The following is a 24,465-nucleotide window of genomic DNA, read 5'->3' as shown; positions in this document are numbered from 1 at the left end:
AGATAAAAGAATGAGTTAAGCGGAAGGCAAATTGAAAAGGCAAAAGCTGATCACATTATAAGCGTTTTTTTTGCTGGGGAGCCATTTGCGCTTCTGTCAAGTCTGCTATTTAATGTGGAAAAACATAAATCATCCGTAAGTTATGGATGTGAATAGGAAATCGGTCGTGCTAGGGCTCTTCAGTAAAAAAGCGAATACGCTTTTGGGGATCGATATAAGTTCGACCTCCGTCAAGCTCCTCGAATTGAGTCGCTCAGGTAGCCGCTACAAGGTAGAGGCCTACGCTGTCGAGCCGCTCCCCGCCAATGCTGTGGTTGAAAAGAACATCGCCGAACTTGAGGGTGTCGGGCAGGCGTTGTCGCGCGTGCTCGCCAAGGCCAAGACCAGCGTGCGCTCGGTTTCCGTGGCCGTTGCCGGCTCCGCGGTTATCACCAAGACCGTGGAAATGGAAGCAGGCCTGTCGGACGATGAACTGGAAAACCAGCTCAAGCTCGAAGCCGACCAGTACATTCCTTACCCTCTTGAAGAGGTGGCGATCGACTTCGAAGTTCAGGGTATTTCGCCGCGCAACCCTGACCGGGTCGAAGTGCTGCTGGCGGCCTGCCGTAAGGAAAACGTCGAAGTTCGTGAGGCAGCCCTGGTGCTTGCCGGCCTGACTGCCAAGGTCGTCGATGTCGAGGCCTATGCCCTTGAGCGTGCCTACGAGCTGCTTGTCGAGCAGTTGGGTGGCGCGCACGACGAGCTAACCGTGGCGGTCGTCGATATCGGCGCGACCATGACCACCCTCAGCGTGCTGCACAATGGCCGCACCATCTATACCCGCGAGCAACTGTTCGGCGGGCGTCAGCTGACCGAAGAAATTCAGCGCCGCTACGGCCTTTCCGTCGACGAAGCCGGGCTTGCCAAGAAACAGGGCGGCCTGCCCGACGATTACGAAAGCGAAGTGTTGCAGCCGTTCAAGGACGCGCTGGTACAGCAGGTGTCCCGCTCGCTGCAGTTCTTCTTCGCTGCGGGGCAGTACAACGATGTGGATTACATCCTGCTGGCCGGCGGAACTGCCTCCATCCCGGATCTAGATCGCCTGATCCAGCAGAAGATTGGCACCCAGACACTGGTCGCCAACCCCTTCGCCGATATGGCCCTGAGCGGCAAGGTCAACGCGGGAGCGCTGGCCAGTGACGCGCCGGCACTGATGATTGCCTGTGGCCTGGCGATGAGGAGTTTCGACTGATGGCGCGGATTAACCTCCTTCCCTGGCGTGAGCAGCTTCGCGAAGAACGCAAGCAGCGCTTCCTGGTTTCGCTGGGCGGCCTTTTGGTCGCTGCTGCGGCGCTGGTTTTCCTCGGCGACCAGTATCTGAATGGCGAAATCGAGAATCAGCAGGCCCGTAACGACTTCGTGCGCAAGGAAATTGCTGTGCTCGATACCCGTATCGCGGAGATCAGCGAGCTGCGCACCCGCCGCCAGCAGCTGCTGGAGCGGATGAAGATCATTCAGGATCTGCAGGGCAACCGCCCGATCATCGGCCATGTGTTCGACCAGTTGGTGCGAACGCTGCCCGATGGTGTGTATTTCACCGGGGTGAAAATGACCGGCAAGACCATCGCCATTGTCGGCGCCGCGGAATCCAATAGCCGAGTTTCCAAACTGATGCGTGACATGGATGCTTCCGACTGGCTGACCGCCCCCAACCTGACCGAGGTCAAGGCCGTCACCGCCGGTGCAGTGGATCAGGCCAATACCTTTCAGCTGACCGTGCAGCAAGCGCAGCCGGGCAAGGATCAGGCGGAGGTCAAGCCATGAGCCTGAACGATTCTCTGGCCAGTTTGCGCAAGATCGACGTCAATGATCTGGATCTGAACAACATCGGCTCCTGGCCTGCCGCGGTCAAGGTGATCGCCGGCATTCTGGCCGTCGTACTGGTGCTGGCCCTCGGTTACAACTTTCACCTCAAGGATCTGCAGGCCACGCTGGATCAGCAGCGGCTGGATGAGGAAACGCTCAAGGAGCAGTTCTCCACCAAGGCTTTTCAGGCCGCCAACCTTGAGGCTTACCGCGAGCAGATGAAGGAGGCTGAAACCTCATTCGGCGCCCTGCTCAAGCAGCTGCCCAGCGATACCGAAGTGCCGGGCCTGCTCGAAGACATCACCCGTATCGGCCTCGATAGCGGCCTGGAGTTCGAGGAAATCAAGTTGCTGCCGGAAGTGACCCAGCCCTTCTACATCGAACTGCCAATTCAGATCAAAGTGGTAGGTGGCTATCACGATCTGGCGACGTTCGTCAGTGGCGTGGCCAGTCAGCCGCGAATCGTCACCCTGCATGACTTCGAGCTGGTGCCGGCCGAACAGGGCAGCACCTCCAAGCTGCGTATGAGCGTTCTGGCCAAGACCTACCGCTACAACGACAAAGGGGCACACCAATGAAACGTGTCCTCTTACCCGGCCTGCTGCTGGTGACCCTGAGTGGCTGCGGCGGTGGTGACTTCAGTGATTTGCAAGCCTACATGGATGAAGTGCGGGCACGGCCGAAAGGGCAGATAGAGCCCCTGCCGCAACCCGAGCCCTACGAAAGCTTTACCTACAGTGCCGCTGCTCTGCGTAGCCCTTTCCAGCCGCCGGTGAAGATCGATATGGTCGCCCGGGCGAAAGGCAGCAAGGAAATCAAGCCCGACGAGACGCGCGTCAAGCAGTTCCTCGAAGGGTTCAATATCGAGCTGTTCGAGATGGTCGGAACCCTGGCCAATGACAAGGGTTCGTTCGCGTTGGTAAGCGGTGCCGGTGGTGTTCATCGCGTCAAGGTCGGGGATTACCTGGGACGCAATGAGGGCCGCATCGTTGCCATCGACAGTGCCAAGATCGACGTGGTCGAGATCGTCCCGGACGGTGAGGGCGGCTGGCTCGAACGTCCTCGCACCCTCACTCTGAAGGAGCGCTCCTGAGGAGCGAGGTGATCCATGAATAGAAATAACCGGTCTGCCAAACGGAACCCAAGCATGAACAGCTCCCTCTCTCGCCTCAGCATTTCGCTGCTGGTGGCTATGCTCTCTCCTGCCGTTCTGGCCGCCAATCTGCAGGCGCTGGATGTGGCTGCTCTGCCGGGTGACCGTGTCGAGTTGAAACTGTCTTTTGATGAGCCGGTGGCAGCGCCCCGCGGCTATACCATCGAGCAGCCGGCGCGTATCGCCCTGGATCTGCCGGGCGTATCCAACAAGCTGGGCGTGAAGAATCGCGAGCTGGGCATGGGTAATGCGCGCAGCGTCACGGTTGTGGAGGCCAAGGATCGTACGCGGCTGATCATCAACCTGACCAACCTGTCGCCTTACAACACTCGCACCGAAGGCAATAATCTGTTCGTGCAGGTGGGCACCGGCGTGGCCACGTCGGCGACCACGACCGCTGCAGCGCCCGTGACTGCGCCTGCCGCAGCGGCCCCGCGTCCTGCTCAGGCTGCAGCGCCAGTTTCCGCGCCGGCCGCTCCGAAGGTATTCGGCGCCGTGAACAAGTCGATCAGCAATATCGACTTCCAGCGCGGTGAGCAGGGTGAGGGCAATGTCGTCATCAACCTGTCCGATGCGTCCGTCAGCCCGGATATTCAAGAGCGCGGCGGCAAGATCATCCTCAACTTCAATCGCACCCAGCTTCCTGAGGCTCTGCGCGTGCGTCTGGACGTCAAGGACTTCGCCACGCCCGTGCAGTTCGTCAGTGCCACTGGCAAAGGCGATGATGCCAGTATCGTCATTGAGCCGGTTGGTGCCTTCGACTACCTGGCCTACCAGACCGAAAACAAGCTGACCCTCAGCGTCAAGCCGCTGACCCAAGAAGATGCCGAGAAGCGTCAGGCTGATCGCTTCGCCTATACCGGCGAGAAGCTATCGCTGAACTTCCAGGACATCGACGTACGCTCGGTACTGCAGCTGATCGCCGACTTCACCGATTTGAACCTGGTGGCCAGTGATACGGTTGCAGGCAATATCACTCTGCGCCTGCAGAACGTACCGTGGGATCAGGCGCTGGATCTGGTGCTGAAAACCAAGGGCTTGGACAAGCGCCAGGTCGGCAACGTATTGCTGGTCGCGCCTGCCGAAGAAATCGCTGCCCGTGAGAAGCAGGAGCTGGAGTCGCAGAAGCAGATCGCCGAACTGGCGCCGCTGCGTCGTGAGCTGATTCAGGTCAACTACGCCAAGGCTGCCGACATGGCCAAGTTGTTCCAGTCGGTGACCAGTGCCGATGGCGGCGTGCCGGATGACCGCGGTTCTATTACGGTCGACGAGCGCACTAACAGCATCATTGCTTACCAGACTCAGGAACGCCTGGATGAGCTGCGTCGTATCGTGGCTCAGCTGGATGTGGCGGTGCGTCAGGTAATGATCGAAGCGCGAATCGTCGAGGCCAACGTTAACTACAGTAAAGCGCTTGGGGTCCGTTGGGGTGGTGCAGTGAACGCGGGTAATGGCTGGCGGACGTTCGGTAAGAACGGCAACATTGGCGTAGAAGATGAAGATGGCTTCAGCTGCGGTCCCTTTGCCGGTCGCTGCACCCTGCCGGTTACTGAGGGTGGCAGTGGTGGTGGCTCACCGACCCCGTTTGTCGATATGGGCGTGACCGGAAGCACATCTGGTATTGGTATCGGCTTCATCTCCAACAGCGCCATCATCGATTTGCAGCTCTCAGCCATGGAAAGCTCGGGCAACGGCGAAGTTGTCTCCCAGCCGAAGGTTGTCACCTCCGATAAAGAAACGGCGAAAATTCTCAAGGGTCAGGAAATTCCTTATCAGGAGGCGAGCTCCAGCGGTGCTACCAGCACATCTTTCAAGGAAGCTGCGCTTTCCCTTGAGGTTACTCCGCAAATTACGCCGGATAATCGCATCATCATGGAAGTGAAGGTTAATAAGGACTCTGCCGATTATCAGCGTACTCTCGATGGTGGCGCGCCCCCTATTAACAAGAATGAGGTCAATGCCAAGGTTTTGGTATCCGACGGTGAGACAATTGTTATCGGTGGGGTCTTTGAGAACACGCAGACAAAAGCTACCGAAAAGGTGCCTTTCCTTGGTGATGTGCCTTATCTCGGAAGGATCTTCCGTCGCGATATTGTCAACGACAACAAGACCGAGTTGCTGGTTTTCATCACTCCGCGCATCATGAACAACTCTGCGGTGGCCGTGAGTCGGTAATTTGTGCGTAATCTGATCCTTGTCGGCCCGATGGGGGCTGGTAAAAGCACCATCGGGCGTTTGCTTGCCAAAGAGTTACGGTTGCCATTCAAGGACTCCGACAAGGAGATCGAACAGCGTACCGGTGCCGATATACCCTGGATTTTCGATGTCGAAGGTGAGCAGGGTTTTCGCGAGCGTGAGCAGGCGGTGATCTGCTCGCTGTGCGAATCCGATGGCTTGGTCTTGGCTACCGGGGGCGGTGCTGTATTGCGGCCGCAAAATCGTCAGGCGCTGCGCGAAAGTGGCCGGGTCGTCTATCTGCATGCTTCCGTAGAGCAGCAAATCGACCGTACGGCGCGTGATCGCAATCGTCCGTTGTTGCGTGCACCCAATCCTGGGCAGGTGCTGGCTGATCTGCTCGCCATCCGTGACCCGCTGTATCGCGAAATCGCCGATGTGATCATCGAGACCGACGAGCGTCCGCCGCGAATGGTGGTTCAGGAAATTCTCGAGCGGCTGGAAGCGCTGGCGCCCCGTTAATGACAGGGCAGAACTACGCTATCCTAGAGCCCTTTTTCAATCGGGGGCTCCATGCAAACACTTCATGTTGATCTCGCAGAGCGCAGCTACCCCATCTATATCGGGGCTGGGGTGCTGAGTCGCGCCGATTTGCTGGCGTCGCATATCGTCGGCCGTCAGGTGGCCATCGTCACCAACGAGACCATCGCGCCGCTGTATCTGCAAAAACTGCAGGACACCCTGGCGAATTACCGCGTCACCCCGATCGTGCTGCCCGATGGCGAGGCGTTCAAGAACTGGGAAACCCTGCAGAGCATCTTCGATGGCCTGCTCGGCGCTCGCCATGACCGGCGCACGACCGTTCTGGCCTTGGGCGGCGGGGTGATCGGTGACATGGCCGGCTTCGCTGCAGCCTGCTATCAGCGCGGCGTTAACTTCATTCAGTTGCCGACTACGCTGCTGTCCCAGGTCGACTCGTCCGTGGGCGGCAAGACCGGCATCAACCACCCGCTGGGCAAGAACATGGTCGGTGCTTTCTACCAGCCGCAGGCCGTGCTGATCGATACGCGCAGCCTGGATACCTTGCCGCCGCGCGAGCTGTCGGCGGGCCTGGCGGAAGTAATCAAGTACGGGCTGATCTGCGACGCGCCGTTTCTCGACTGGCTCGAGGAGAACATGGCCGCCCTGCGCAGCCTGGATCAGGCTGCGCTGACCGAGGCCATCGAGCGCTCCTGTGCCGCCAAGGCGCGGGTTGTCGGTGCCGACGAGAAGGAAACCGGCGTGCGCGCCACGCTGAACCTAGGCCATACCTTCGGTCATGCCATCGAGACGCAGATGGGCTATGGCGTCTGGCTGCATGGTGAGGCCGTGGCGGCCGGAACGGTGATGGCCCTCGAGATGTCTCATCGCCTGGGCTGGATCAATGCCGACGAGCGTGATCGTGGTATTCGTCTGTTCCAGGCGGCAGGGCTGCCTGTGGTGCCACCGCAGGAGATGACGCCTGCGCAGTTCATGGAGCACATGGCCGTGGACAAGAAGGTGCTGGATGGTCAATTGCGCCTGGTGCTGCTGCGCTCGCTCGGCGAAGCGGTGGTGACCAGCGATTACCCGGCAGACATATTGAGTGCCACCCTGGCTGCCGACTACCCGGCGCTGGTGGCCCGGCTTAACAATCAGTGAGTATTCAATGACCAGTTTGCACGCCGACGAAGCATTTCTCGATCACTACCAGTTCACCCACGATCCCTTCGCGGCGCGGGTGCCTGGTTTCAAGTTCTTCCCGGCGCAACGCAAGCCGGTGCTCGGGCAGTTGCATCACCTGGCGCGCTATAGCCAGTTGCTGCTGGTGGTCACCGGCCCGGAGGGTAGCGGCAAGACCCTGCTGCGGCAGGCGCTGGTGGCCAGCACCAACAAGCAGGCCGTGCATAATGTGGTGGTTTCGGCCCAGGGCGCTGCCGATCCGGCGACCCTGATGCGCCACATCGCCCAGGGTTTGAATACGCAGCAGACCGATCGTGCCGCACTGCTCGGTCAGGTCGGCCAGCTGTCGCTGACCGGCCAGGAAGTCTACCTGCTGATCGACGATGCCGAAGAGCTCAGCGACGCAGCGATCGATGAGCTGCTGATACTGGCCCAGGGCAATGCCGAAGGGCGCCCTCACGTTTTCCTGTTCGCCGACACCGATCTGATCGGTCGCCTGGATGCGCTGAGCAACGGCGAAGAGTCGTTCCACATCATCGAACTCGAACCGTACAGCGAAGAGGAAACCCGCGAGTACCTGGCCGTTCGCCTGGAAGGCGCGGCCCAGGGCATCGAGCTCTTGTCCGACGAGCAGGTCGAGCTGATCCACGAGCGCTCCGGCGGCTGGCCGGGCGAGATCAACCGGGTGGCTCGGGACGTGCTGATCGACGCCATGGCTTCGCGCCGTGGCGCGGCTAAGGCCGGTGGCTTGGCGCTCAAGCTGCCGAAGAAGCACCTGCTGGCCCTTGGCGTGGTCGCTGTCGGTGTAGCTGCCGCGCTGCTGATGCAGGGCCGCTCCGAACCGACCGATGCACAGGCCCCGGCGCCGACCCAGGCTCAGTTGCCCATGGGTAGTGCACCACAGCCGCAAACGGCGCCAAGCGCTCCGGTAAGTGCCGAGCAGGGCGCTGATGGCAAGCCGCCGATCGAGTTTGCCGGCAGCAACCAGCCGTTGCCGCTGCCGCTGGTAGGCCAGTCCCAGCCGGTGATCCGTCAGCCGCTGGCCCAGGCGGCTGGCGAAACGGATGGTGAGGCCAATGTGGAGTTGCCCGAGTCCACGCCGGCCGCGCCGGTGACCCTGCCGCCCACGCAAAACGCACCGGCGCCGACTCCGGCCCCACAAGTGACCACGCCGGCCGCGCCGCAACCGAAGCCAGCCGAACAACCCAAAGTCGCTCAGCAGCCGAAACCGGTTGAGCAACCCAAACCCGCAACCCAGCCTGCGCAGGCTGCCCGGCCGGCTCCCGCCACCCAGGCACCGGCTGCGGCAGGCGGTTCGCAAGCCAATGGCTGGTACGCGTCGCAGAACAAGGCCCACTTTACCCTTCAGGTGCTGGGTACCAGCACGGAAGCCGCGGCACGCTCCTTCGTCAGCCAGAACGGCGTGCAGTACCGTTACTTCAAGAAGATGCACCAGGGTAAGCCACTTTTCGTCATCACTTATGGTAGTTTTGCCAGCCGCGATGCCGCCCAGGCTGCCGTGAAGACCCTGCCTGCCAAGGTTCAGGCCGGCAAGCCCTGGCCGAAGACCTTCGCCAGCGTCACCCAGGAAATGGCCAACTGATCGAAAGAGCCCGTTACGCAGAAACTGACGTAACGGGCTCTTTCGTTTTTGCGACATTTTATTCCTGTTTTTCGTCACATTGTTCTTTGTGACGTCTATCTCGCTATGTACAATGCCCTCCGTTTGCCTGCGCAACGCGGCGTCTAGACCTGCGCGCGGATTAGAGAAAACGCCTGAGAAAGGCTGTCTGGTGAGAGTCCCTTATGAAAGCAGGTTTGTACCGTCCTGATGAGTTCAAGGATAACTGCGGCTTCGGCCTGATCGCCCACATGCAAGGTGAGGCCAGCCATCATCTGTTGCAGACGGCGATCGAAGCACTGACCTGTATGACCCACCGTGGTGGCATCAACGCCGATGGCAAGACCGGTGACGGTTGCGGTTTGCTGATTCAAAAGCCCGATCTGTTCCTGCGCGCCATCGCCAAGGACACCTTTGGCGTCGAACTACCCAAGCAATATGCCGTCGGCATGGTCTTCCTCAACCAGGATGACGCCAAGGCCAGCGCTGCCCGCGAGAACATGAACCACGAGATCCAGGCTGCCGGCCTGAACCTGGTCGGCTGGCGCAAGGTGCCGCTGGATACCAGCGTGCTCGGCCAACTGGCGCTCGAGCGTTTGCCGCAGATCGAGCAGGTGTTCATCGGCGGTGAAGGCCTGAGCGATCAGGAATTCGCCATCAAGCTGTTCTGCGCCCGTCGCCGTTCCTCGGTGGCCAATGCCGCCGACACCGAGCACTACATCTGCAGCTTCTCGCACAAGACCATCATCTACAAAGGCCTGATGATGCCGGCCGACCTGCAGCAGTTCTACCCGGACCTGGGTGACGAGCGCCTGCAGACCGCCATCTGCGTGTTTCACCAGCGCTTTTCCACCAACACCCTACCGAAGTGGCCGCTGGCTCAGCCGTTTCGCTTCCTCGCCCACAACGGCGAGATCAACACCATTACTGGTAACCGCAACTGGGCCCAGGCGCGCCGCACCAAGTTCGAGAATGGCCAGATCCCGGCCCTCGACGAGCTCGGCCCGCTGGTCAACCGCGTCGGTTCCGATTCCTCGAGCATGGACAACATGCTCGAGCTGATGGTCACCGGCGGCATCGACCTGTTCCGCGGCGTGCGCATGATCATTCCGCCGGCCTGGCAGAACGTCGAGACCATGGACGCCGACCTGCGCGCGTTCTACGAATACAACTCCATGCACATGGAACCCTGGGATGGCCCGGCCGGCGTGGTGCTGACCGATGGCCGCCATGCCGTGTGCCTGCTCGACCGCAACGGCCTGCGCCCGGCGCGCTGGGTGACCACCACCAATGGCTACATCACCCTGGCTTCGGAAATCGGCGTGTGGAATTACCAGCCCGAGGACGTGGTCGCCAAAGGCCGTGTCGGCCCGGGCCAGATCCTTGCCGTGGACACCGAAACCGGCCAGGTGCTGACCACCGACGACATCGACAACCGCCTCAAGTCGCGCCACCCCTACAAGCAGTGGCTGCGCAAGAGCGCGCTGCGCGTGCGCGCGACCATGGAAGACAACGACCATGGCTCGGCCTTCTACGAGGCCGATCAGCTCAAGCAGTACATGAAGATGTTCCAGGTCACCTTCGAGGAGCGTGACCAGGTGCTGCGCCCGCTCGCCGAGCAGGGCCAGGAAGCGGTCGGCTCCATGGGCGATGACACGCCGATGGCCGTGCTGAGCCAGCGCGTGCGCTCGCCGTACGACTACTTCCGCCAGCAGTTCGCCCAGGTCACCAACCCGCCGATCGACCCGCTGCGTGAAGCCATCGTCATGTCGCTGGAGATCTGCCTCGGGGCCGAACGCAACATCTTCGAGGAGTCGCCCGAGCACGCCATTCGCGTGATCCTCAGCTCGCCGGTGATCTCTCCGGCCAAGTGGCGCACCCTGATGAACCTGGACCGCCCGGGCTTCGAGCGGCAGATCATCGACCTCAACTACGACGAGTCGATCGGTCTGGAAGCGGCCGTACGCAACATGGCCGATCAGGCCGAGGAGGCCGTGCGTTCCGGCAAAGTGCTGCTGGTGCTGACCGACCGCCATATCGCCCCGGGCAAGCTGCCGGCCCACGCCGCACTGGTCACCGGTGCCGTGCATCACCGCCTGACCGAGACCGGCCTGCGTTGCGACTGCAACATCCTGGTGGAAACCGCCACCGCCCGTGACCCGCACCACTACGCGGTGCTGATCGGTTTCGGCGCCTCGGCGGTTTATCCGTTCCTGGCCTACGAAGTGCTCGGCGACCTGATCCGCACCGGCGAAGTGCTGGGCGATCTGTACGAAGTCTTCAAGTATTACCGCAAGGGCATCTCCAAGGGCCTCTTGAAGATTCTCTCGAAGATGGGGATCTCCACCGTCGGCTCCTACCGCGGCGCCCAGTTGTTCGAGGCCGTTGGCCTGGCCGACGAGGTCACCGACCTGTGCTTCCGCGGTGTGCCAAGCCGCCTCAAGGGCGCGCGTTTCGTCGATCTGGAAGCCGAACAGAAGGCCCTGGCTGGCGAGGCCTGGAACAACCGCAAGGCGATCCAGCAGGGCGGTTTGCTCAAGTTCGTCTATGGCGGTGAATACCACGCCTACAACCCGGACGTGGTCAACACCCTGCAGGCTGCGGTGAAGCAGGGCAGCTACGAGAAATTCAAGGAGTACACCGCACTGGTGGACACCCGCCCGGTGTCGATGCTGCGCGACCTGTTGCAGGTGAAGCTGGCCGACCAGCCGCTGAGCCTGGACGACGTCGAGCCGCTGGAGTCGATTTTCAAGCGTTTCGACGCTGCCGGCATTTCCCTCGGCGCGCTGTCGCCGGAGGCCCACGAAGCGCTGGCCGAGGCGATGAACCGCCTGGGCGCGCGCTCCAACTCGGGTGAGGGCGGCGAAGACCCGGCGCGCTACGGCACCATCAAGAGCTCGAAGATCAAGCAGATCGCCACTGGCCGTTTTGGTGTGACCCCGGAATACCTGGTCAATGCGGAAGTGCTGCAGATCAAGGTCGCCCAGGGCGCCAAACCGGGCGAGGGCGGTCAGCTGCCTGGCGGCAAGGTCAATGGCCTGATCGCCAAGCTGCGCTATGCGGTGCCGGGCGTGACGCTGATCTCGCCGCCGCCGCACCACGACATCTACTCCATCGAAGACCTGGCGCAGCTGATCTATGACCTCAAGCAGGTCAACCCCAGCGCCCTGGTCTCGGTGAAGCTGGTCTCCGAAGCCGGCGTCGGCACCATCGCCGCCGGTGTCGCCAAGGCCTACGCCGACCTGATCACCATCTCCGGCTATGACGGCGGTACCGGCGCGTCGCCGCTGACCTCCATCAAGTACGCCGGCGCACCGTGGGAGCTGGGCCTGGCGGAAACCCACCAGACCCTGCGCGGCAACGACCTGCGCGGCAAGGTGCGTGTACAGACCGACGGCGGCCTGAAGACTGGCCTGGACGTGATCAAGGCCGCCATCCTCGGCGCCGAGAGCTTCGGCTTCGGCACCGCGCCGATGGTCGCCCTGGGCTGCAAGTACCTGCGCATCTGCCACCTGAACAACTGCGCCACCGGTGTGGCCACCCAGAACGACAAGCTGCGCAAGGACCACTTCATCGGCACCGTCGACATGGTGGTGAATTTCTTCACCTATGTGGCCGAGGAAACCCGCGAGTGGCTGGCCAAGCTGGGTGTGCGCAGCCTCGGCGAGCTGATCGGGCGTACCGATCTGCTCGACGTGCTGCCGGGCGAAAGCGCCAAACAGAACCACCTGGATCTGACCCCGCTGCTGGGCAGCGACCACATCCCGGCGGACAAACCGCAGTTCTGCGAAGTCGACCGCAACCCGCCGTTCGACCAGGGCCTGCTGGCCGAGGAAATGCTGTCCATGGCCAAGTCGGCCATCGATGGCGCCACTGGCGGCGAGTTCGAACTCGACATCTGCAACTGCGACCGTTCCATCGGGGCCCGCGTGTCCGGCGAGATCGCCCGGGTGCATGGCAACCAGGGCATGGTCAAGGCGCCGATCACCTTCCGCTTCAAGGGCACGGCCGGGCAGAGCTTCGGCGTGTGGAACGCCGGCGGCCTGAACCTGTACCTCGAAGGTGACGCCAACGACTACGTCGGCAAGGGCATGACCGCTGGCAAGCTGGTGATCGTGCCGCCGAAGGGCAGCCCGTTCGCCACCCAGGACAGCGCCATCATCGGTAACACCTGCCTGTACGGTGCTACCGGCGGCAAGCTGTTCGCCGCGGGTACCGCGGGCGAGCGTTTCGCCGTGCGCAACTCCGGCGCCCATGCGGTGGTCGAGGGCGTGGGCGACCACTGCTGCGAGTACATGACTGGCGGTTTCGTCTGCGTACTGGGCAAGACCGGCTACAACTTCGGTTCCGGCATGACCGGCGGCTTCGCCTATGTGCTCGATCTGGACAACAGCTTCTACGACCGCGTGAACCATGAGCTGGTGGAAATCCAGCGCATCAACAGCGAGTCCATGGAGGCCTATCGTAGCCACCTGGAGCGCGTGCTGGTCGAATACGTCGAAGAGACGTCGAGCGAGTGGGGCCGTAACCTGCTGGAAAACCTGGACGACTACCTGCGCAAGTTCTGGCTGGTCAAGCCCAAGGCCGCGAACCTCAAGTCGCTGCTCTCCAGCATCCGCGCCAACCCGCAATAAGCAGCTTCAAGCGGCGTGCCCTGACAGCAGGGCCGTCGCTCAACGTGATTGTCTCGCAGCTCTGGGCGTACCGCCCGGCGCTGCTGCTAAGAGGTTTATGACATGGCTGAACGTCTGAATAACGACTTCCAGTTCATCGAAGTCGGGCGTAAAGACCCGAAGAAGAAGCTGCTGCGCCAGCGCAAGAAAGAGTTCGTCGAGATCTACGACACCTTCAAGCCGGCCCAGGCCAGCGACCAGGCGCATCGCTGCCTGGGTTGCGGCAACCCGTATTGCGAGTGGAAGTGCCCGGTGCACAACTTCATCCCCAACTGGTTGAAGCTGGTCTCCGAAGGCAACATCCTGGCCGCTGCCGAGCTGAGCCACCAGACCAATACCCTGCCGGAAGTCTGCGGTCGCGTTTGCCCGCAGGATCGTCTCTGTGAGGGCGCCTGTACCCTCAACGACGGTTTTGGCGCGGTGACCATTGGTTCGGTGGAGAAGTACATCACCGATACCGCCTTCGCCATGGGCTGGCGCCCGGACATGTCCAAGGTCAAGCCGACCGGCAAGCGCGTCGCGGTGATCGGTGCCGGCCCTGCTGGGCTGGGCTGTGCCGACGTGCTGGTGCGCAACGGCGTGACCCCGGTGGTGTTCGACAAGAACCCGGAAATCGGTGGTCTGCTGACCTTCGGCATCCCCGAGTTCAAGCTGGAAAAGAGTGTGCTCAGCAACCGCCGCGAAGTATTCACCGGCATGGGCATCGAGTTCCGCCTGAACACCGAAATCGGCAAGGACGTCACCCTGCAGCAGCTGCTGGATGAGTACGATGCCGTGTTCATGGGCATGGGCACCTACACTTACATGAAAGGCGGCTTCCCGGGTGAGGATCTGCCAGGCGTCCACGACGCCCTGGATTTCCTGATCGCCAACGTCAACCGCAACCTCGGCTTCGAGAAGTCGCCGGAAGACTTCGTCGACATGAAGGGCAAGCGCGTCGTGGTGCTCGGCGGTGGCGACACCGCGATGGACTGCAACCGCACCTCGATCCGCCAGGGCGCCAAGGCCGTCACCTGCGCCTACCGCCGCGACGAAGCGAACATGCCGGGCTCGCGCAAGGAAGTGAAGAACGCCAAGGAAGAGGGCGTGAAATTCCTGTTCAACCGCCAGCCCATCGCCATCGTCGGCGAGGACAAGGTCGAAGGCGTCAAGGTGGTCGAGACCCGTCTCGGCGAGCCGGATGCCCGTGGCCGTCGCAGCCCCGAGCCGATCCCGGGCTCCGAGGAAATCATCCCGGCCGAAGCCGTGCTGATCGCCTTCGGCTTCCGCCCGAGCCCGGCGCCGTGGTTCGAGGAATTCGATATCCGTATCGACACCCAGGGCCGCGTGGTCGCACCGGAAAAGGCCACCTTCAAGCACCAGACCAGCAACCCGAAAGTGTTCGCCGGCGGTGACATGGTGCGCGGCTCTGACCTCGTGGTCACTGCCATCTATGAGGGGCGCAATGCTGCCGAAGGCATCCTCGACTATCTGGGCGTCTAAGCGACAGCGCTCGGCGAGCCGTCAGGCAGTTGCCCGCGACAAATTGACCCGATAGAGAAAAGGCACGGCACTCGCCGTGCCTTTTGCTTGGCGCTCTGCGAAAATGCCCACACTTTTTTCGCTGGATGCTGCCATGACTGCCCTGAAGAACGACCGCTTCCTTCGCGCCCTGCTCAAGCAGCCCGTCGACGTCACGCCGGTGTGGATGATGCGCCAGGCCGGTCGTTACCTGCCCGAATACCGCGCCAGCCGCGCCAAGGCCGGGGACTTCATGAGCCTGATGATGAACCCCGAGTTCGCCTGCGAAGTCACCCTGCAACCGCTCGATCGCTACCCGCAGCTCGATGCCGCGATCCTCTTCTCCGACATCCTCACCATTCCCCATGCCATGGGCCAGGGCTTGTATTTCGAGACCGGCGAAGGTCCGCGCTTCAGGAAGGTGATCAGCAGCGCGGCGGATATCGATGCGCTGCCGATTCCCGATCCGGAACAGGATCTGGGCTACGTGATGGATGCGGTGCGCACCATCAAGTCGGCGCTGAACGGCCGGGTGCCGCTGATCGGCTTTTCCGGCAGTCCCTGGACCCTGGCGACCTACATGGTCGAGGGCGGCTCGTCGAAGGACTTCCGCAAGATCAAGGCGATGGTCTATGACCAGCCCGAGGCCATGCACGTGCTGCTCGACAAGCTGGCGCAATCGGTGACCGCCTACCTCAATGGGCAGATTCGCGCGGGCGCCCAGGCGGTGCAGATCTTCGATACCTGGGGCGGCAACCTGTCGTCGGCGGCGTACCAGACGTTCTCCCTGGCCTACATGCAGAAGATCGTCGACGGGCTGATCCGCGAGCAGGATGGCCGCAAGATTCCGGTGATCCTGTTCACCAAGAATGGCGGCCTGTGGCTGGAGTCCATGGCCGCTACTGGCGCCGATGCGCTGGGCCTGGACTGGAGCTGCGATATTGGCGAGGCGCGCCGCCGCGTCGGCAATCAGGTGGCCCTGCAGGGCAACATGGACCCGACCGTGCTGTACGCCAAACCGGCTGCGATCCGCGCCGAAGTCGCGCGCATTCTCGAGAGCTATGGCAATGGCACAGGCCATGTCTTCAACCTGGGCCATGGCATTACTCCTGAAGTGGATCCGGCTCATGCTGGCGCCTTCCTCGAAGCGGTGCACGAGCTGTCGGCCCAATACCACGGCTGATCCTGGTCAGTTCGCCTGTGGCTTGCCGCGAGGCGAGTGCAGGCGGATGTCGATCAGCGTGTCGTCTTCGCCATGCCCGAACTGCGCCGCCTCGGGCGCAGGCTTGCCCTTGAGCAAGGTCGGGTTGCTGGAAAAACCGACCGGCTCCAGCGGAATGCCGCGGGGGCTGAGGTCGAGCCTGCCGTTGCCGTTGCTGTCCTGATACAGCTGCAGGGCAAACCGCCCGGGCGGCACGTCCTTGACGATCAGCTGTTCGCCGTTGCCCTGCTGGGTGCGCAGCAGCGGCTCCCAGTCGGGCTGGTCAGCGGCGACCAGCCCCAAGTACAGCGGCGCATCACTCTGCTTGCCTTGCACGCGCACCAAGAGATCCCCCGCCTGGGCCGACAACGTGCCAAACAGGAGAACCACTGCGCATGCCGCGCAGCGTTTGGTTACGATTTGAAGACGTCTCTGTGGCATAATCCGCCTATTTTGCAGGGATTCGCTTAAAAAATGCGTCAGGTTCTCGTCGTTCACTTCTCACAGACTGGCCAATTGAACCGCCTGGTGCAATCGGTCTGTGCGCCCTTGCAGGCGAGTGACGGCGTGCAGGTCGACTTCCTGGCCCTGCAACCCGCCCAGCCGTTTCCCTTTCCCTGGCCCTTTCTCGGCTTCTTCCGGATCTTCCCGGAAACCGTACTGATGAAACCACAGCCGCTGCTGCCGTTGGCCGTCGACCCCGACAAGCGTTATGACCTGATCATTCTCGCCTACCAGGTGTGGTTCCTGTCGCCCTCGCTGCCCTGCACCAGTTTTCTCGCCTCTCCCGAGGCCGCGCAGTTGCTCAAAGGCACGCCGGTGGTGACCCTGATCGGTTGCCGCAACATGTGGCTGATGGCCCAGGAAAAGGTCAAGGCGCGCCTGCAGGCGTTGGGTGCGAAACTGGTCGACAACGTGGTTCTAACCGATGCCTGCGGCACGGCGGCCAGCTTTCTGGCCACGCCGCTGTGGATGTTCACCGGCCGGCAAAAACCCTACAGCTGGGTGCCGCGCGCCGGTATCGACGAGACGGAAATCGCCGCCGCCAGCCGCTTTGGCGAGGCCATGGCGCGCCGCCTGCTGGCGGACCAGCAGCCTATCGAGCAGCCGATGCTCAGCGGCCTGGGCGCGGTGAAAGTGGACGAGAAGCTGATCGCCAGCGAGAAGGTCGGCAATCGCAGCTTTACCCTGTGGAGCCGCCTGCTGTCAGCGCTCGGGCCGCAGCAAAGCCGACGCCGTGGTGCCGGACTGGTGGTCTACATCGTTTTTCTGATCTGCCTGATCATCACCGTGGTGCCGATCACCGCGGTGCTGAAGAAGTTGCTGGCGCCGCTGTTCCAGGCGCGCATCCAGCGTGAAAAGGCCTATTTCGCCGAGCCTTCTGGCGAGTGACGCAGGCCGAGGACAAGTTTATGGCTACACCCGTATTCATCAATCGCATCAGTACCTGCCTGCCCCACGAGCCAGTCGACAACGAACAGATGGAAGCACGCCTCGGCATGGTCGGCGACAAGCCGTCACGGGCGCGCAAGCTGATCCTGCGTCGCAACGGCATCCAGCAGCGCCACTACGTCATCGATCCGCGCACCGGCGAGCCGAGCATGAACAACGCCCAGCTCAGCGCCGAGGCGATTCGCGGCCTGGTCGGCGATGGCTTCGACCTGAATACGCTTGAGTGTCTGGTGGCCAGTACCTCGTCGCCTGACCAGGTGATGCCCGGCCATGCGGTGATGGTGCATGGCGAGTTGGGCAACCCGCCCTGCGAAGTGGCAACCACTGCCGGCATCTGCGTGTGCGGGATGACTGCCCTGAAATATGCCTGGATGAGCGTGGCCAGCGGGCAGAGCTGCAACGCCGTGGCCTGCGGCTCGGAGGTGGCCTCGGCGATGATGCAGGCGCGTAACTTCAACGCCGAATACGAGAGCCGTGTCGACGAGCTGGAGACGCACCCGGAAATCGCCTTCGAGAAGGACTTTCTGCGCTGGATGCTCTCCGACGGCGCCGGCGCGGTGCTGCTGCAGGACCGCCCCAATTCGAAGGGCCTGAGCCTGCGCATCGACTGGCTGGACATCGTCTCCTTCGCTGGTCAGATGTCGGCCTGCATGTATGCCGGTGCGGAGATGGAAGGTGGCGAGCTGCGTGGCTGGACAAGCTATGACGCCGAGCAGCGCGCGCAGCGCTCGGTGATGGCGGTCAAGCAGGACGTCAAACTGCTCAACGACAACATCGTGCGCCTCACCGTGGTCGAGGCGCTGCGCCGCATCATGGCGCGCCGCGAGTTGCGTGTGGCGGACATCGACTGGTTCCTGCCGCATTACTCGTCCGAATTCTTCCGCGAGCGCCTGGCGGCCGGCCTGGCCGAGGTCGACCTGCCGATTCCCATGGCGCGCTGGTTCACCAACCTGACGAGCAAGGGCAATACCGGCGCAGCGTCGATCTTCATCATCTTAGAAGAGCTGTTCAATGGCGGGCATCTGCGCAGTGGCCAGAAGCTGCTCTGCTACGTGCCGGAAAGCGGTCGTTTCTCCAGTGCGTTCATGCACCTGACGGTGGTTGGCGATGAAGCTTGACGAGGTTCCCCAGGACCCGGATTCCGCTTACGGCGGGCACAGCAAACTGCTCTATGCCGTCGATGACAAGGGCCGGTACCAGGGCGCGCCGAGCGCCGGCTGGGAGCCGGAGTCCTATTCCACCCAGCTGGCGGTCGCCGAGCTGCAGGCCCAGGAAGCCGAGGCCCATGCCGCCTGGCAACGTGGCGAGGCATCGCCGCTCGAGTGCCTGATGTACCGCTACCGCATGGACCTGCCCGCCCTGGCGCAGATCGCCGGGCTCTGGCAATGGCGCGTGCGCCGGCACTTTCGCCCGGAAATCTACCGGCGCCTGAGCGATTCGCTGCTGGCCCGCTATGCCGAAGCCTTCGGCCTGACCATCGACGAGTTGCGTCGTTACCAGAAGGAATTGCCATGAGCGCGTTCGAGCATCGCCAGAGCGCTCACTGCGAAAGCGGCGTGATGGCCAGCCTGCTGAGCCAGGCCGGCTTGCCGATGAGCGAGCCGATGGCCTTCGGCCTGGCCTCGGGCCTGGCGTTCGCCTACCTGCCGATCGTCAAGCTCGGTGGTATGCCGCTGATCGCCTACCGCATGCCGCCGCGGCACCTGATCAAGACGCTCAGCAAACGCCTGGGCGTGCGCCTGACCAGCCGCACCTTCAACAACCCCGAGCAGGGCCGGCAAGCCCTCGACGAAGCGCTGGACAGCGGCCGCCTGGTCGGGCTGCAGAGTTCGGTGTTCTGGCTGCCGTACTTCCCGCCGGAGATGCGCTTTCACTTCAATGCCCACAACCTGCTGGCCTATGGGCGCGAGGGCGACGACTACCTGCTCAGCGACCCGGTGTTCGAGGCGCCGGTGCGCTGCGCCGCCGCGGACCTGCAGAAGGCGCGCTTCGCCAAGGGCGCCCTGGCGGCCAAGGGGCTGATGTATTACCTGGACGATGTGCCGCCCGAGCAGGACTGGCAGCGGCTGATTCGCCAGAGCGTGCTGTCCACCACGCGCATCCTCGATGGCCTGCCGCTGCCGTGGATCGGAATTCGCGGTATCCGCCACCTGGCCAGCTGCGTGGAGAAACTCGACCCGGTTCAGGCCAAATACAACCGCCTGTACCTCACCCACATCGTGCGCATGCAGGAAGAGATCGGCACCGGCGGCGCCGGTTTTCGCTTCATGTACGCGAGTTTTTTGCAGGAGGCCGGCGAGAAGATCGGCGACGCCACCTTGCGCGAAGCCTCGACGCGCCTGACCGCGGTGGGCGACGACTGGCGCCAGTTCGCCTCTGCCTGCGTGCGCGCCAGCCGCAGCAAGGGCGAAGCACCGGACTTCCGGCCGATTGCCGAGATGCTGCGGGGGATTGCCAGCCAGGAGCGGGTTTTGATGAAAGAGCTGGGGGCTTGGGCCAGGCGTAAGGGCTGAAGCACAGCAGCTTTATACGTTCAGGAGCGGCTAGAGCCTGTAGATTATTCGCGGGCATGGCCCGCTCCCACGGGGGCGCTGGAAGGCCGCTTGGGTCTTTCGACGTTAAACGGTCTTGCTTTTTCCGAGTATTCAGTCCGTAGGATGGGTGAAACCCATCAATTGCCGATGGGTTGCACCCATCCTACGAATGGTCGCTCCGACCACAAAACAGTCACTATTTAGAGCTGCAACTGCAGCACATCGATCCCCGCTGTCAGCTCGGCAAAATCCGCTGCCTGGCTTGGTCTCTCAATTAGCACCGCCTGCGCCTTGAACTCGTCGTCTTCATCAATCATCACCAGTAGCGCCTGGCCGATCAGGCCGTCGGCCAGGTCCAGCCCAGCCAACGCCTGCAGGTGTTTCCATACATTGGGGCCGGCGCCGATGAACAGGTTCGGGCCTTCCAAGCCCAGTTGTGCGGCGACGTGGAAGCCGGCGGCGTTGCTGACGCTGTTGACGAATTCGAAGGGCTTGGGTTGCAGCTGGTGCACGCACACGCTGTCGAGCAGCGAGCCCATGGTGGCCCGCGCTGGATGGCGGGAGGCCAGGTACAGGCCGCAGTCACGGCGGATCTTGGCCTTGAGCGGCGCGGTGCATAGCAGCGCCTGGAGGATCAGCCGATCGATGCGACGCGGCGTGGTCGGCAGCCAGTTGATCAGCGCGGCTTTCAGGTCCTTGTCGGTGTCCTGTGCGTCGCCGCTTACGCTGCAGGCTGCGATGGTTGGATTCATGGTGTGTCTCCCGCGCCGCGTTGCAACACCAGGCTGGCGTTGTTGCCGCCGAAGCCGAAGTAGTTGGCCAGCAGCAGGCTGCCTTCGCTGATCGCCAGTGGTTCGCTCGGCAGCGGCAGCAGCGTGTCACCAGCGTAATTGCAGGCGGGCAGGTGGGCGAGGTTTTCCACCAGCAGCAGGGTTTCGGTCAGGCCGCAGGCGCCCAGGGTGTGGCCGAGCCAGGGCTTGAGCACACAGAGCGGCGGCAGCGCGTCGCCGAACAGCAGGCTTACGCCGTTGCTTTCGGCGCGGTCGTTGGCGCCGGTGGCGGTGCCGTGGGGCTTGACCAGGCCGATCTGCGTGGCATCCACGCCAGCGCTGCGCAGGGCTTGGCGCATCACCCATTCGATATGGCTGCCGTCTTCGCGGGTATTGGTCAGGCTGCTGGTGTCGCAGGCGCTGAAGCCGCCAAGCAGGCGCGCCAGCGGCGCCGGGCCGGGCTCCAGGGCCAGCAGGGTGGCCGCGTAGGCTTCGCCGAGCACCAGGCCATCGCGTTGCGGATGAAAAGGCCGGTACTCGCCGCTCGGCGAGACCAGGCCCAGAGCGCCAAAGCCCTGCTGAGCGATGGCGCTGGGTGTTTCGAAGGCCAATACCAGCACCCGCCGATAGAGCCCGGTACCGAGCATCCGGGCACCGTAGAGCAGGCCATTGGCGGCGCTGGTGCAGGCGGTGTTGAGGGTGAAGGCATCATTGAAGCCCCAACGCTGGCGCAAGCGGTCAGCGATCAGGTCGAGGGAGGTCGAGTGATCCGGGTGAAAGCCGCCATTTCGAGCGGCCTGCGCTTCCAGCTCGTCGATATCCAGACTGGTGCTGGCGACGATCAGCAGGCAGTCGTCCAGCGCGCCGGGCGCGTCGCCCAGGGTTTCGCGGATCAGCCGGTCGAAATGCTCGCCCGGGGTTTCGTTGCCTACCACGGCCAGATACGGCCGTGGTTCCTGCAACTCGTGCAGCAGTACGGTTTCAGCAATTGGCCGCACGCCGCTACGCAGGGCGGCGTTGGCGGCGCGCAGGTCGATGCCGAGGGCGCTGTGCAGGGCGCCGCGCTGCAGGTAGACGGGCGTCACGCCTGTTGCCTGATGAAGGCCGCGATACTGGCGATGCTATTGAGAATGCGGCGGCCATCCTGGGCGCCTTCGATGCGCACCCCGTAGTGCTGCTGCAGCGCCAGGGAGACCTGCAGGGCGTCGAGGCTGTCCATCTGGATGCGGCTCTGCTGGCCGAACAGCGGTTCGTCGTCGGTAATGCTCTGCCAGTCGATATCGTCTTCTTTGTCGCACTCGCGAATCAGCAATTGCTTGAGCTTTTCTTCTAGTAGTGTGTGGTCCATTGCGTTTGCTGTACTCGTTGGTGAAACAGGAACAGGCCGCTGATGCCGGCTATCGCTGCAAACAGCAGCAGGCGCGCGCACCAGGGGGCTACGTCGTTCAGTGAGCCGTGGCCCACCAGCAGGGTGAGAAAGGCGTCCAGTGCCCAGCTCATCGGAGATACTTCTGCCAGTTGGCGCATGGCCTCGGGCATCACGCTCTTGGGCACCATGATGCCGCCGATGGCTGCGAGGATGATATTGATCCCGCCGCCAAGCAATAGGGCTTGTTCACTGCTGCGCGCCAGGGCGGCCAACAGCAGGCCCAGGCTGGTGGTGGCCAGGGCGATGCTGATGGCCAGCCAGGCATAGGCAAGCAGGCTGCCGTTGAGTTCCAGCGCCGGCAGGCCGACCAGTGGCAAGCCGTGCACGCCGATGCTCAGCAGCACCGCGAACTGCACCAGATTGATGGCCAGATACGGCAGCATCTTGCTCGCCGCCAGGGTGCCGAGCCCCAGGCCAAGGCAACGGAAGCGCAGCAGCGCGCCGCTCTGCTGCTCGCGCTGGAAGCTGCCGGCCATGGGCAGCATCACGAAGAACATGCCGAAGATCAGCCAGGCCGGCACGCTCATCTGCGTGGCGTTGGCCTGGGCGCTGAGGTCGCCGCTGGCCAGGCGTTCCTGCTCGTCGATGCGGCTTTCGGTGCGTTGCTGGATCAGTTCGAGCTGCTCGGCGCGGGACAGGCCGTCCTGCAGTGCGCCGCTGTCCTGCAGATAGGCGAGCAGCCGGGTCTGCGCCAGGGCGATGGTCACCGCGCCATGCAGACGCTGGCGCGAGAGGCGGTCGAACTGGGCGGGGAAACTCAGGGTCGGGCCCTGATGCGGCGTATCCAGCAAGTGCTGGTCGAAGCCTTCGGGCAGGCTGATGCGCGCCATTTGCGCCGGGCCGTTTTCGAGCAGCTGACTGTCCGGCAGCTGCGCCTGCAGGGCGTCGTGGAAGAAACGGCTCGACTCGCTCTGCTGCGGGGCTTCCAGCACCAGCTGCAGTGGCGGCAGATGGTCCTGCAGGTAGCTGGACATGGCGCCGGCCATGATCACCAGAAACATCGTCGGCATCAGGAACAGCACGGCCAGGGCGTGAGGGTCGCGCGCCAGCAGGAGGATCTCCTTGCGAACCAGGGCGCGCAGTCTCACAGGCGACCTCCGTTGAGGCGCAGGTACAGCTGCTCCAGAGACGGCCGACCGAAGCGCAGCAGGCTGGGCGCTTGCGGCTGTGCCGCGATGAAGCGGGTGATCGCCAGCAGCTGTTCGACGTTCAGCGCGGCGATGCGCAGGCCGTCCGGCGTGGGCTCGGTGCTCAGCTCGAGTTCGGCCAGCAGCGCCGGCAAGGCTTGCGGCATACCCTCGGGCCATTCCAGAAACAGCCCCGGCTGGTCGCCGAGCAACTGGCGCGTGTCGACATCCAGCTGCACGCGGCCTTCGTGCAGCAGCAGGATGCGGTCGGCGATCTTTTCCACTTCATCCAGGTAATGACTGGTGTAGATCACCGCCTTGCCATCGGCGGTCAGCTGCTGCACGGCGTCGAGCAGCAACTGCCGGCTGGCGGCGTCGACGCCCACGGTGGCCTCATCGAACAGGTACAGCTCGGCCGGTTGCAGCAGGCCGATGGCGAAGTTCAGGCGCCGCTGCTCGCCGCCGGACAAGCGCTCGGCGCGGCGCTCGAGCTTGTCTTCCAGGGACGTGCTGGCGATGCAGCGCTCCAGGCGCTGGCGCCGCTCGGCGCCGCGCAGCCCATAGAGATCGGCGAACAGCGCGAGGTTCTCCCGCACCTTCAGCCCGGCGTAAAAGGCCAACTGCTGGGGCACCAGACCCAGGCGCCGCTCGCCGTGCCAGGCGATCTGCCCATCGAGCGGCTGCAGCACGCCACTAAGCAACGACAGCAGGGTGGTCTTGCCGGCGCCGTTGCTGCCCAGCAGCCCCAGGCACTGGCCGGCCTGCAGCTGCAGGTCGATGCCCTGCAGCGCCGGTCGCGCGGCGCCAGGGTAGCGATAGGCGAGGCGGCTGAGTTCAAGCACGGACGAGTACCAGCAGCAGTTTGCCGTCCAGCAGCAGGCGCTCGCCTTCGTGCACGCTGAACTCGTAAAGCGCACCCGCCGGGCTGAGGGCTTCCTGGGTCGCGCTGACCAGCAAGAAGCCTTCGCGATGCGTGGGGTGATAGTGCAGCTGCAGCTGGGAGAGTTTGCCGACCAGGGCCATTTCGATGGCGCTGTCGTTGCCGTATAAGGCACCATGCGCAGCGCACAACTGGGCAGCGGCCTCGAACAACAGGCAGGGCGAAGCGTTCTCGCCCAGGCTCTGCAGATGCCGCCAGTGGCTCAGGCCGCGAATGCCGGTGGCATCGTGGTCGAGCAGGGCATCCAGCCAGAGGGCTTGGCCCTGATGCGGCAGCAGTGAGTGCAGTTGGGTGCGATCCATGGCGGGTGTCTGGCGTGCGAGCGCAGCAGTGTAACAGAGGGT

At 63.2% G+C, this 24,465-nt stretch carries 22 protein-coding genes; 15 read left to right on the top strand and 7 right to left on the bottom strand.

Going from position 1 to position 24,465, the window contains the following annotated elements; translation table 11 throughout:
* Positions 1–166: 166 nt before the first annotated feature.
* The 11 genes from BM279_RS01640 to hemE all read left to right on the top strand — a co-directional run bounded on the left by BM279_RS01640 (position 167) and on the right by hemE (position 15,851).
* Positions 167–1,231, top strand: a complete 1,065-nt coding sequence (locus BM279_RS01640) for a pilus assembly protein PilM (RefSeq protein WP_093500334.1) — start codon at positions 167–169, stop codon at positions 1,229–1,231.
* Positions 1,231–1,803: a type 4a pilus biogenesis protein PilN gene (pilN, locus tag BM279_RS01635; RefSeq protein WP_013789548.1), complete on the top strand. Its 573-nt coding sequence runs from the start codon at positions 1,231–1,233 to the stop codon at positions 1,801–1,803. Before BM279_RS01640 ends, pilN begins: the two co-directional genes overlap by 1 nt.
* Positions 1,800–2,423 carry a type 4a pilus biogenesis protein PilO gene (pilO, locus tag BM279_RS01630; RefSeq protein WP_013789549.1) on the top strand — a complete coding sequence of 208 codons (624 nt, stop codon included), beginning with the start codon at positions 1,800–1,802 and terminating at the stop codon, positions 2,421–2,423. The genes pilN and pilO overlap by 4 nt, the downstream gene beginning before the upstream one ends.
* Positions 2,420–2,938 carry a type 4a pilus biogenesis lipoprotein PilP gene (gene pilP, locus BM279_RS01625; RefSeq protein WP_093500332.1) on the top strand — a complete coding sequence of 173 codons (519 nt, stop codon included), beginning with the start codon at positions 2,420–2,422 and terminating at the stop codon, positions 2,936–2,938. Before pilO ends, pilP begins: the two co-directional genes overlap by 4 nt.
* A 54-nt stretch (positions 2,939–2,992) precedes the next feature.
* The gene (locus BM279_RS01620) at positions 2,993–5,173 is read left to right on the top strand and encodes a type IV pilus secretin PilQ (protein WP_093500330.1); all 2,181 of its coding nucleotides are present in this window, start codon (positions 2,993–2,995) and stop codon (positions 5,171–5,173) included.
* A gap of 3 nt (positions 5,174–5,176) precedes the next feature.
* The gene (gene aroK / locus BM279_RS23505; protein ID WP_093500328.1) at positions 5,177–5,695 is read left to right on the top strand and encodes a shikimate kinase AroK; all 519 of its coding nucleotides are present in this window, start codon (positions 5,177–5,179) and stop codon (positions 5,693–5,695) included.
* Positions 5,696–5,746: 51 nt separating this feature from the next.
* Positions 5,747–6,853, top strand: a complete 1,107-nt coding sequence (gene aroB / locus BM279_RS01610; RefSeq protein ID WP_093500326.1) for a 3-dehydroquinate synthase — start codon at positions 5,747–5,749, stop codon at positions 6,851–6,853.
* 7 nt (positions 6,854–6,860) lie between these two features.
* On the top strand, positions 6,861–8,477 hold the full coding sequence (locus BM279_RS01605) for an AAA family ATPase (protein WP_093500324.1): 1,617 nt from the start codon (positions 6,861–6,863) through the stop codon (positions 8,475–8,477).
* A gap of 203 nt (positions 8,478–8,680) precedes the next feature.
* A complete protein-coding gene (gene gltB / locus BM279_RS01600) occupies positions 8,681–13,129 on the top strand; it encodes a glutamate synthase large subunit (RefSeq protein WP_093500322.1) in 4,449 nt (1,482 codons plus the stop codon).
* 102 nt (positions 13,130–13,231) lie between these two features.
* Complete coding sequence (locus BM279_RS01595) at positions 13,232–14,650, top strand: FAD-dependent oxidoreductase (RefSeq protein WP_093500320.1); 1,419 nt, start codon at positions 13,232–13,234, stop codon at positions 14,648–14,650.
* Positions 14,651–14,783: 133 nt separating this feature from the next.
* The gene (gene hemE / locus BM279_RS01590; protein WP_093500318.1) at positions 14,784–15,851 is read left to right on the top strand and encodes a uroporphyrinogen decarboxylase; all 1,068 of its coding nucleotides are present in this window, start codon (positions 14,784–14,786) and stop codon (positions 15,849–15,851) included.
* 6 nt (positions 15,852–15,857) lie between these two features.
* On the opposite strand, the gene BM279_RS01585 is transcribed toward hemE, so the two are convergent.
* The gene (locus tag BM279_RS01585) at positions 15,858–16,259 is read right to left on the bottom strand and encodes a DUF2141 domain-containing protein (protein WP_167363080.1); all 402 of its coding nucleotides are present in this window, start codon (positions 16,257–16,259) and stop codon (positions 15,858–15,860) included.
* Positions 16,260–16,343: 84 nt separating this feature from the next.
* Here BM279_RS01585 and BM279_RS01580 point away from each other — a divergent pair, with 84 nt between their 5' ends.
* Genes BM279_RS01580 through darH form a run of 4 tightly spaced genes read left to right on the top strand, consistent with a single transcriptional unit; the run spans position 16,344 to position 19,834 of the window.
* A complete protein-coding gene (locus BM279_RS01580; RefSeq protein WP_093500314.1) occupies positions 16,344–17,261 on the top strand; it encodes a hypothetical protein in 918 nt (305 codons plus the stop codon).
* 20 nt (positions 17,262–17,281) lie between these two features.
* On the top strand, positions 17,282–18,439 hold the full coding sequence (locus tag BM279_RS01575) for a beta-ketoacyl-ACP synthase III (protein WP_093500312.1): 1,158 nt from the start codon (positions 17,282–17,284) through the stop codon (positions 18,437–18,439).
* Entirely contained in the window at positions 18,429–18,836 is a 408-nt protein-coding gene (locus BM279_RS01570) for a DarG family dialkylresorcinol biosynthesis protein (RefSeq protein WP_093500310.1), read from the top strand. The genes BM279_RS01575 and BM279_RS01570 overlap by 11 nt, the downstream gene beginning before the upstream one ends.
* On the top strand, positions 18,833–19,834 hold the full coding sequence (gene darH / locus BM279_RS01565) for a BtrH-related acyltransferase DarH (protein ID WP_093500308.1): 1,002 nt from the start codon (positions 18,833–18,835) through the stop codon (positions 19,832–19,834). The genes BM279_RS01570 and darH overlap by 4 nt, the downstream gene beginning before the upstream one ends.
* Positions 19,835–20,055: 221 nt before the next feature.
* Here the strand turns inward: darH and BM279_RS01560 are convergent, their stop codons facing one another.
* Genes BM279_RS01560 through BM279_RS01535 form a run of 6 tightly spaced genes read right to left on the bottom strand, consistent with a single transcriptional unit; the run spans position 20,056 to position 24,423 of the window.
* Positions 20,056–20,607: a hypothetical protein gene (locus BM279_RS01560; protein ID WP_093500306.1), complete on the bottom strand. Its 552-nt coding sequence runs from the start codon at positions 20,605–20,607 to the stop codon at positions 20,056–20,058.
* Positions 20,604–21,710: a beta-ketoacyl synthase N-terminal-like domain-containing protein gene (locus BM279_RS01555; protein ID WP_093500304.1), complete on the bottom strand. Its 1,107-nt coding sequence runs from the start codon at positions 21,708–21,710 to the stop codon at positions 20,604–20,606. Before BM279_RS01555 ends, BM279_RS01560 begins: the two co-directional genes overlap by 4 nt.
* On the bottom strand, positions 21,707–21,973 hold the full coding sequence (locus tag BM279_RS01550; RefSeq protein ID WP_013789565.1) for an acyl carrier protein: 267 nt from the start codon (positions 21,971–21,973) through the stop codon (positions 21,707–21,709). The genes BM279_RS01555 and BM279_RS01550 overlap by 4 nt, the downstream gene beginning before the upstream one ends.
* Positions 21,955–23,142: an ABC transporter permease gene (locus BM279_RS01545; RefSeq protein ID WP_093500302.1), complete on the bottom strand. Its 1,188-nt coding sequence runs from the start codon at positions 23,140–23,142 to the stop codon at positions 21,955–21,957. The genes BM279_RS01550 and BM279_RS01545 overlap by 19 nt, the downstream gene beginning before the upstream one ends.
* Complete coding sequence (locus BM279_RS01540) at positions 23,139–24,023, bottom strand: ABC transporter ATP-binding protein (RefSeq protein ID WP_093500300.1); 885 nt, start codon at positions 24,021–24,023, stop codon at positions 23,139–23,141. The genes BM279_RS01545 and BM279_RS01540 overlap by 4 nt, the downstream gene beginning before the upstream one ends.
* A complete protein-coding gene (locus tag BM279_RS01535; RefSeq protein ID WP_093500298.1) occupies positions 24,016–24,423 on the bottom strand; it encodes a hotdog family protein in 408 nt (135 codons plus the stop codon). Before BM279_RS01535 ends, BM279_RS01540 begins: the two co-directional genes overlap by 8 nt.
* Positions 24,424–24,465 lie beyond the last annotated feature (42 nt).

The organism is Phytopseudomonas straminea, assembly GCF_900112645.1.
GTDB lineage: Bacteria > Pseudomonadota > Gammaproteobacteria > Pseudomonadales > Pseudomonadaceae > Aquipseudomonas > Aquipseudomonas straminea.
This window is presented reverse-complemented; position numbering and strand designations above follow the sequence as displayed.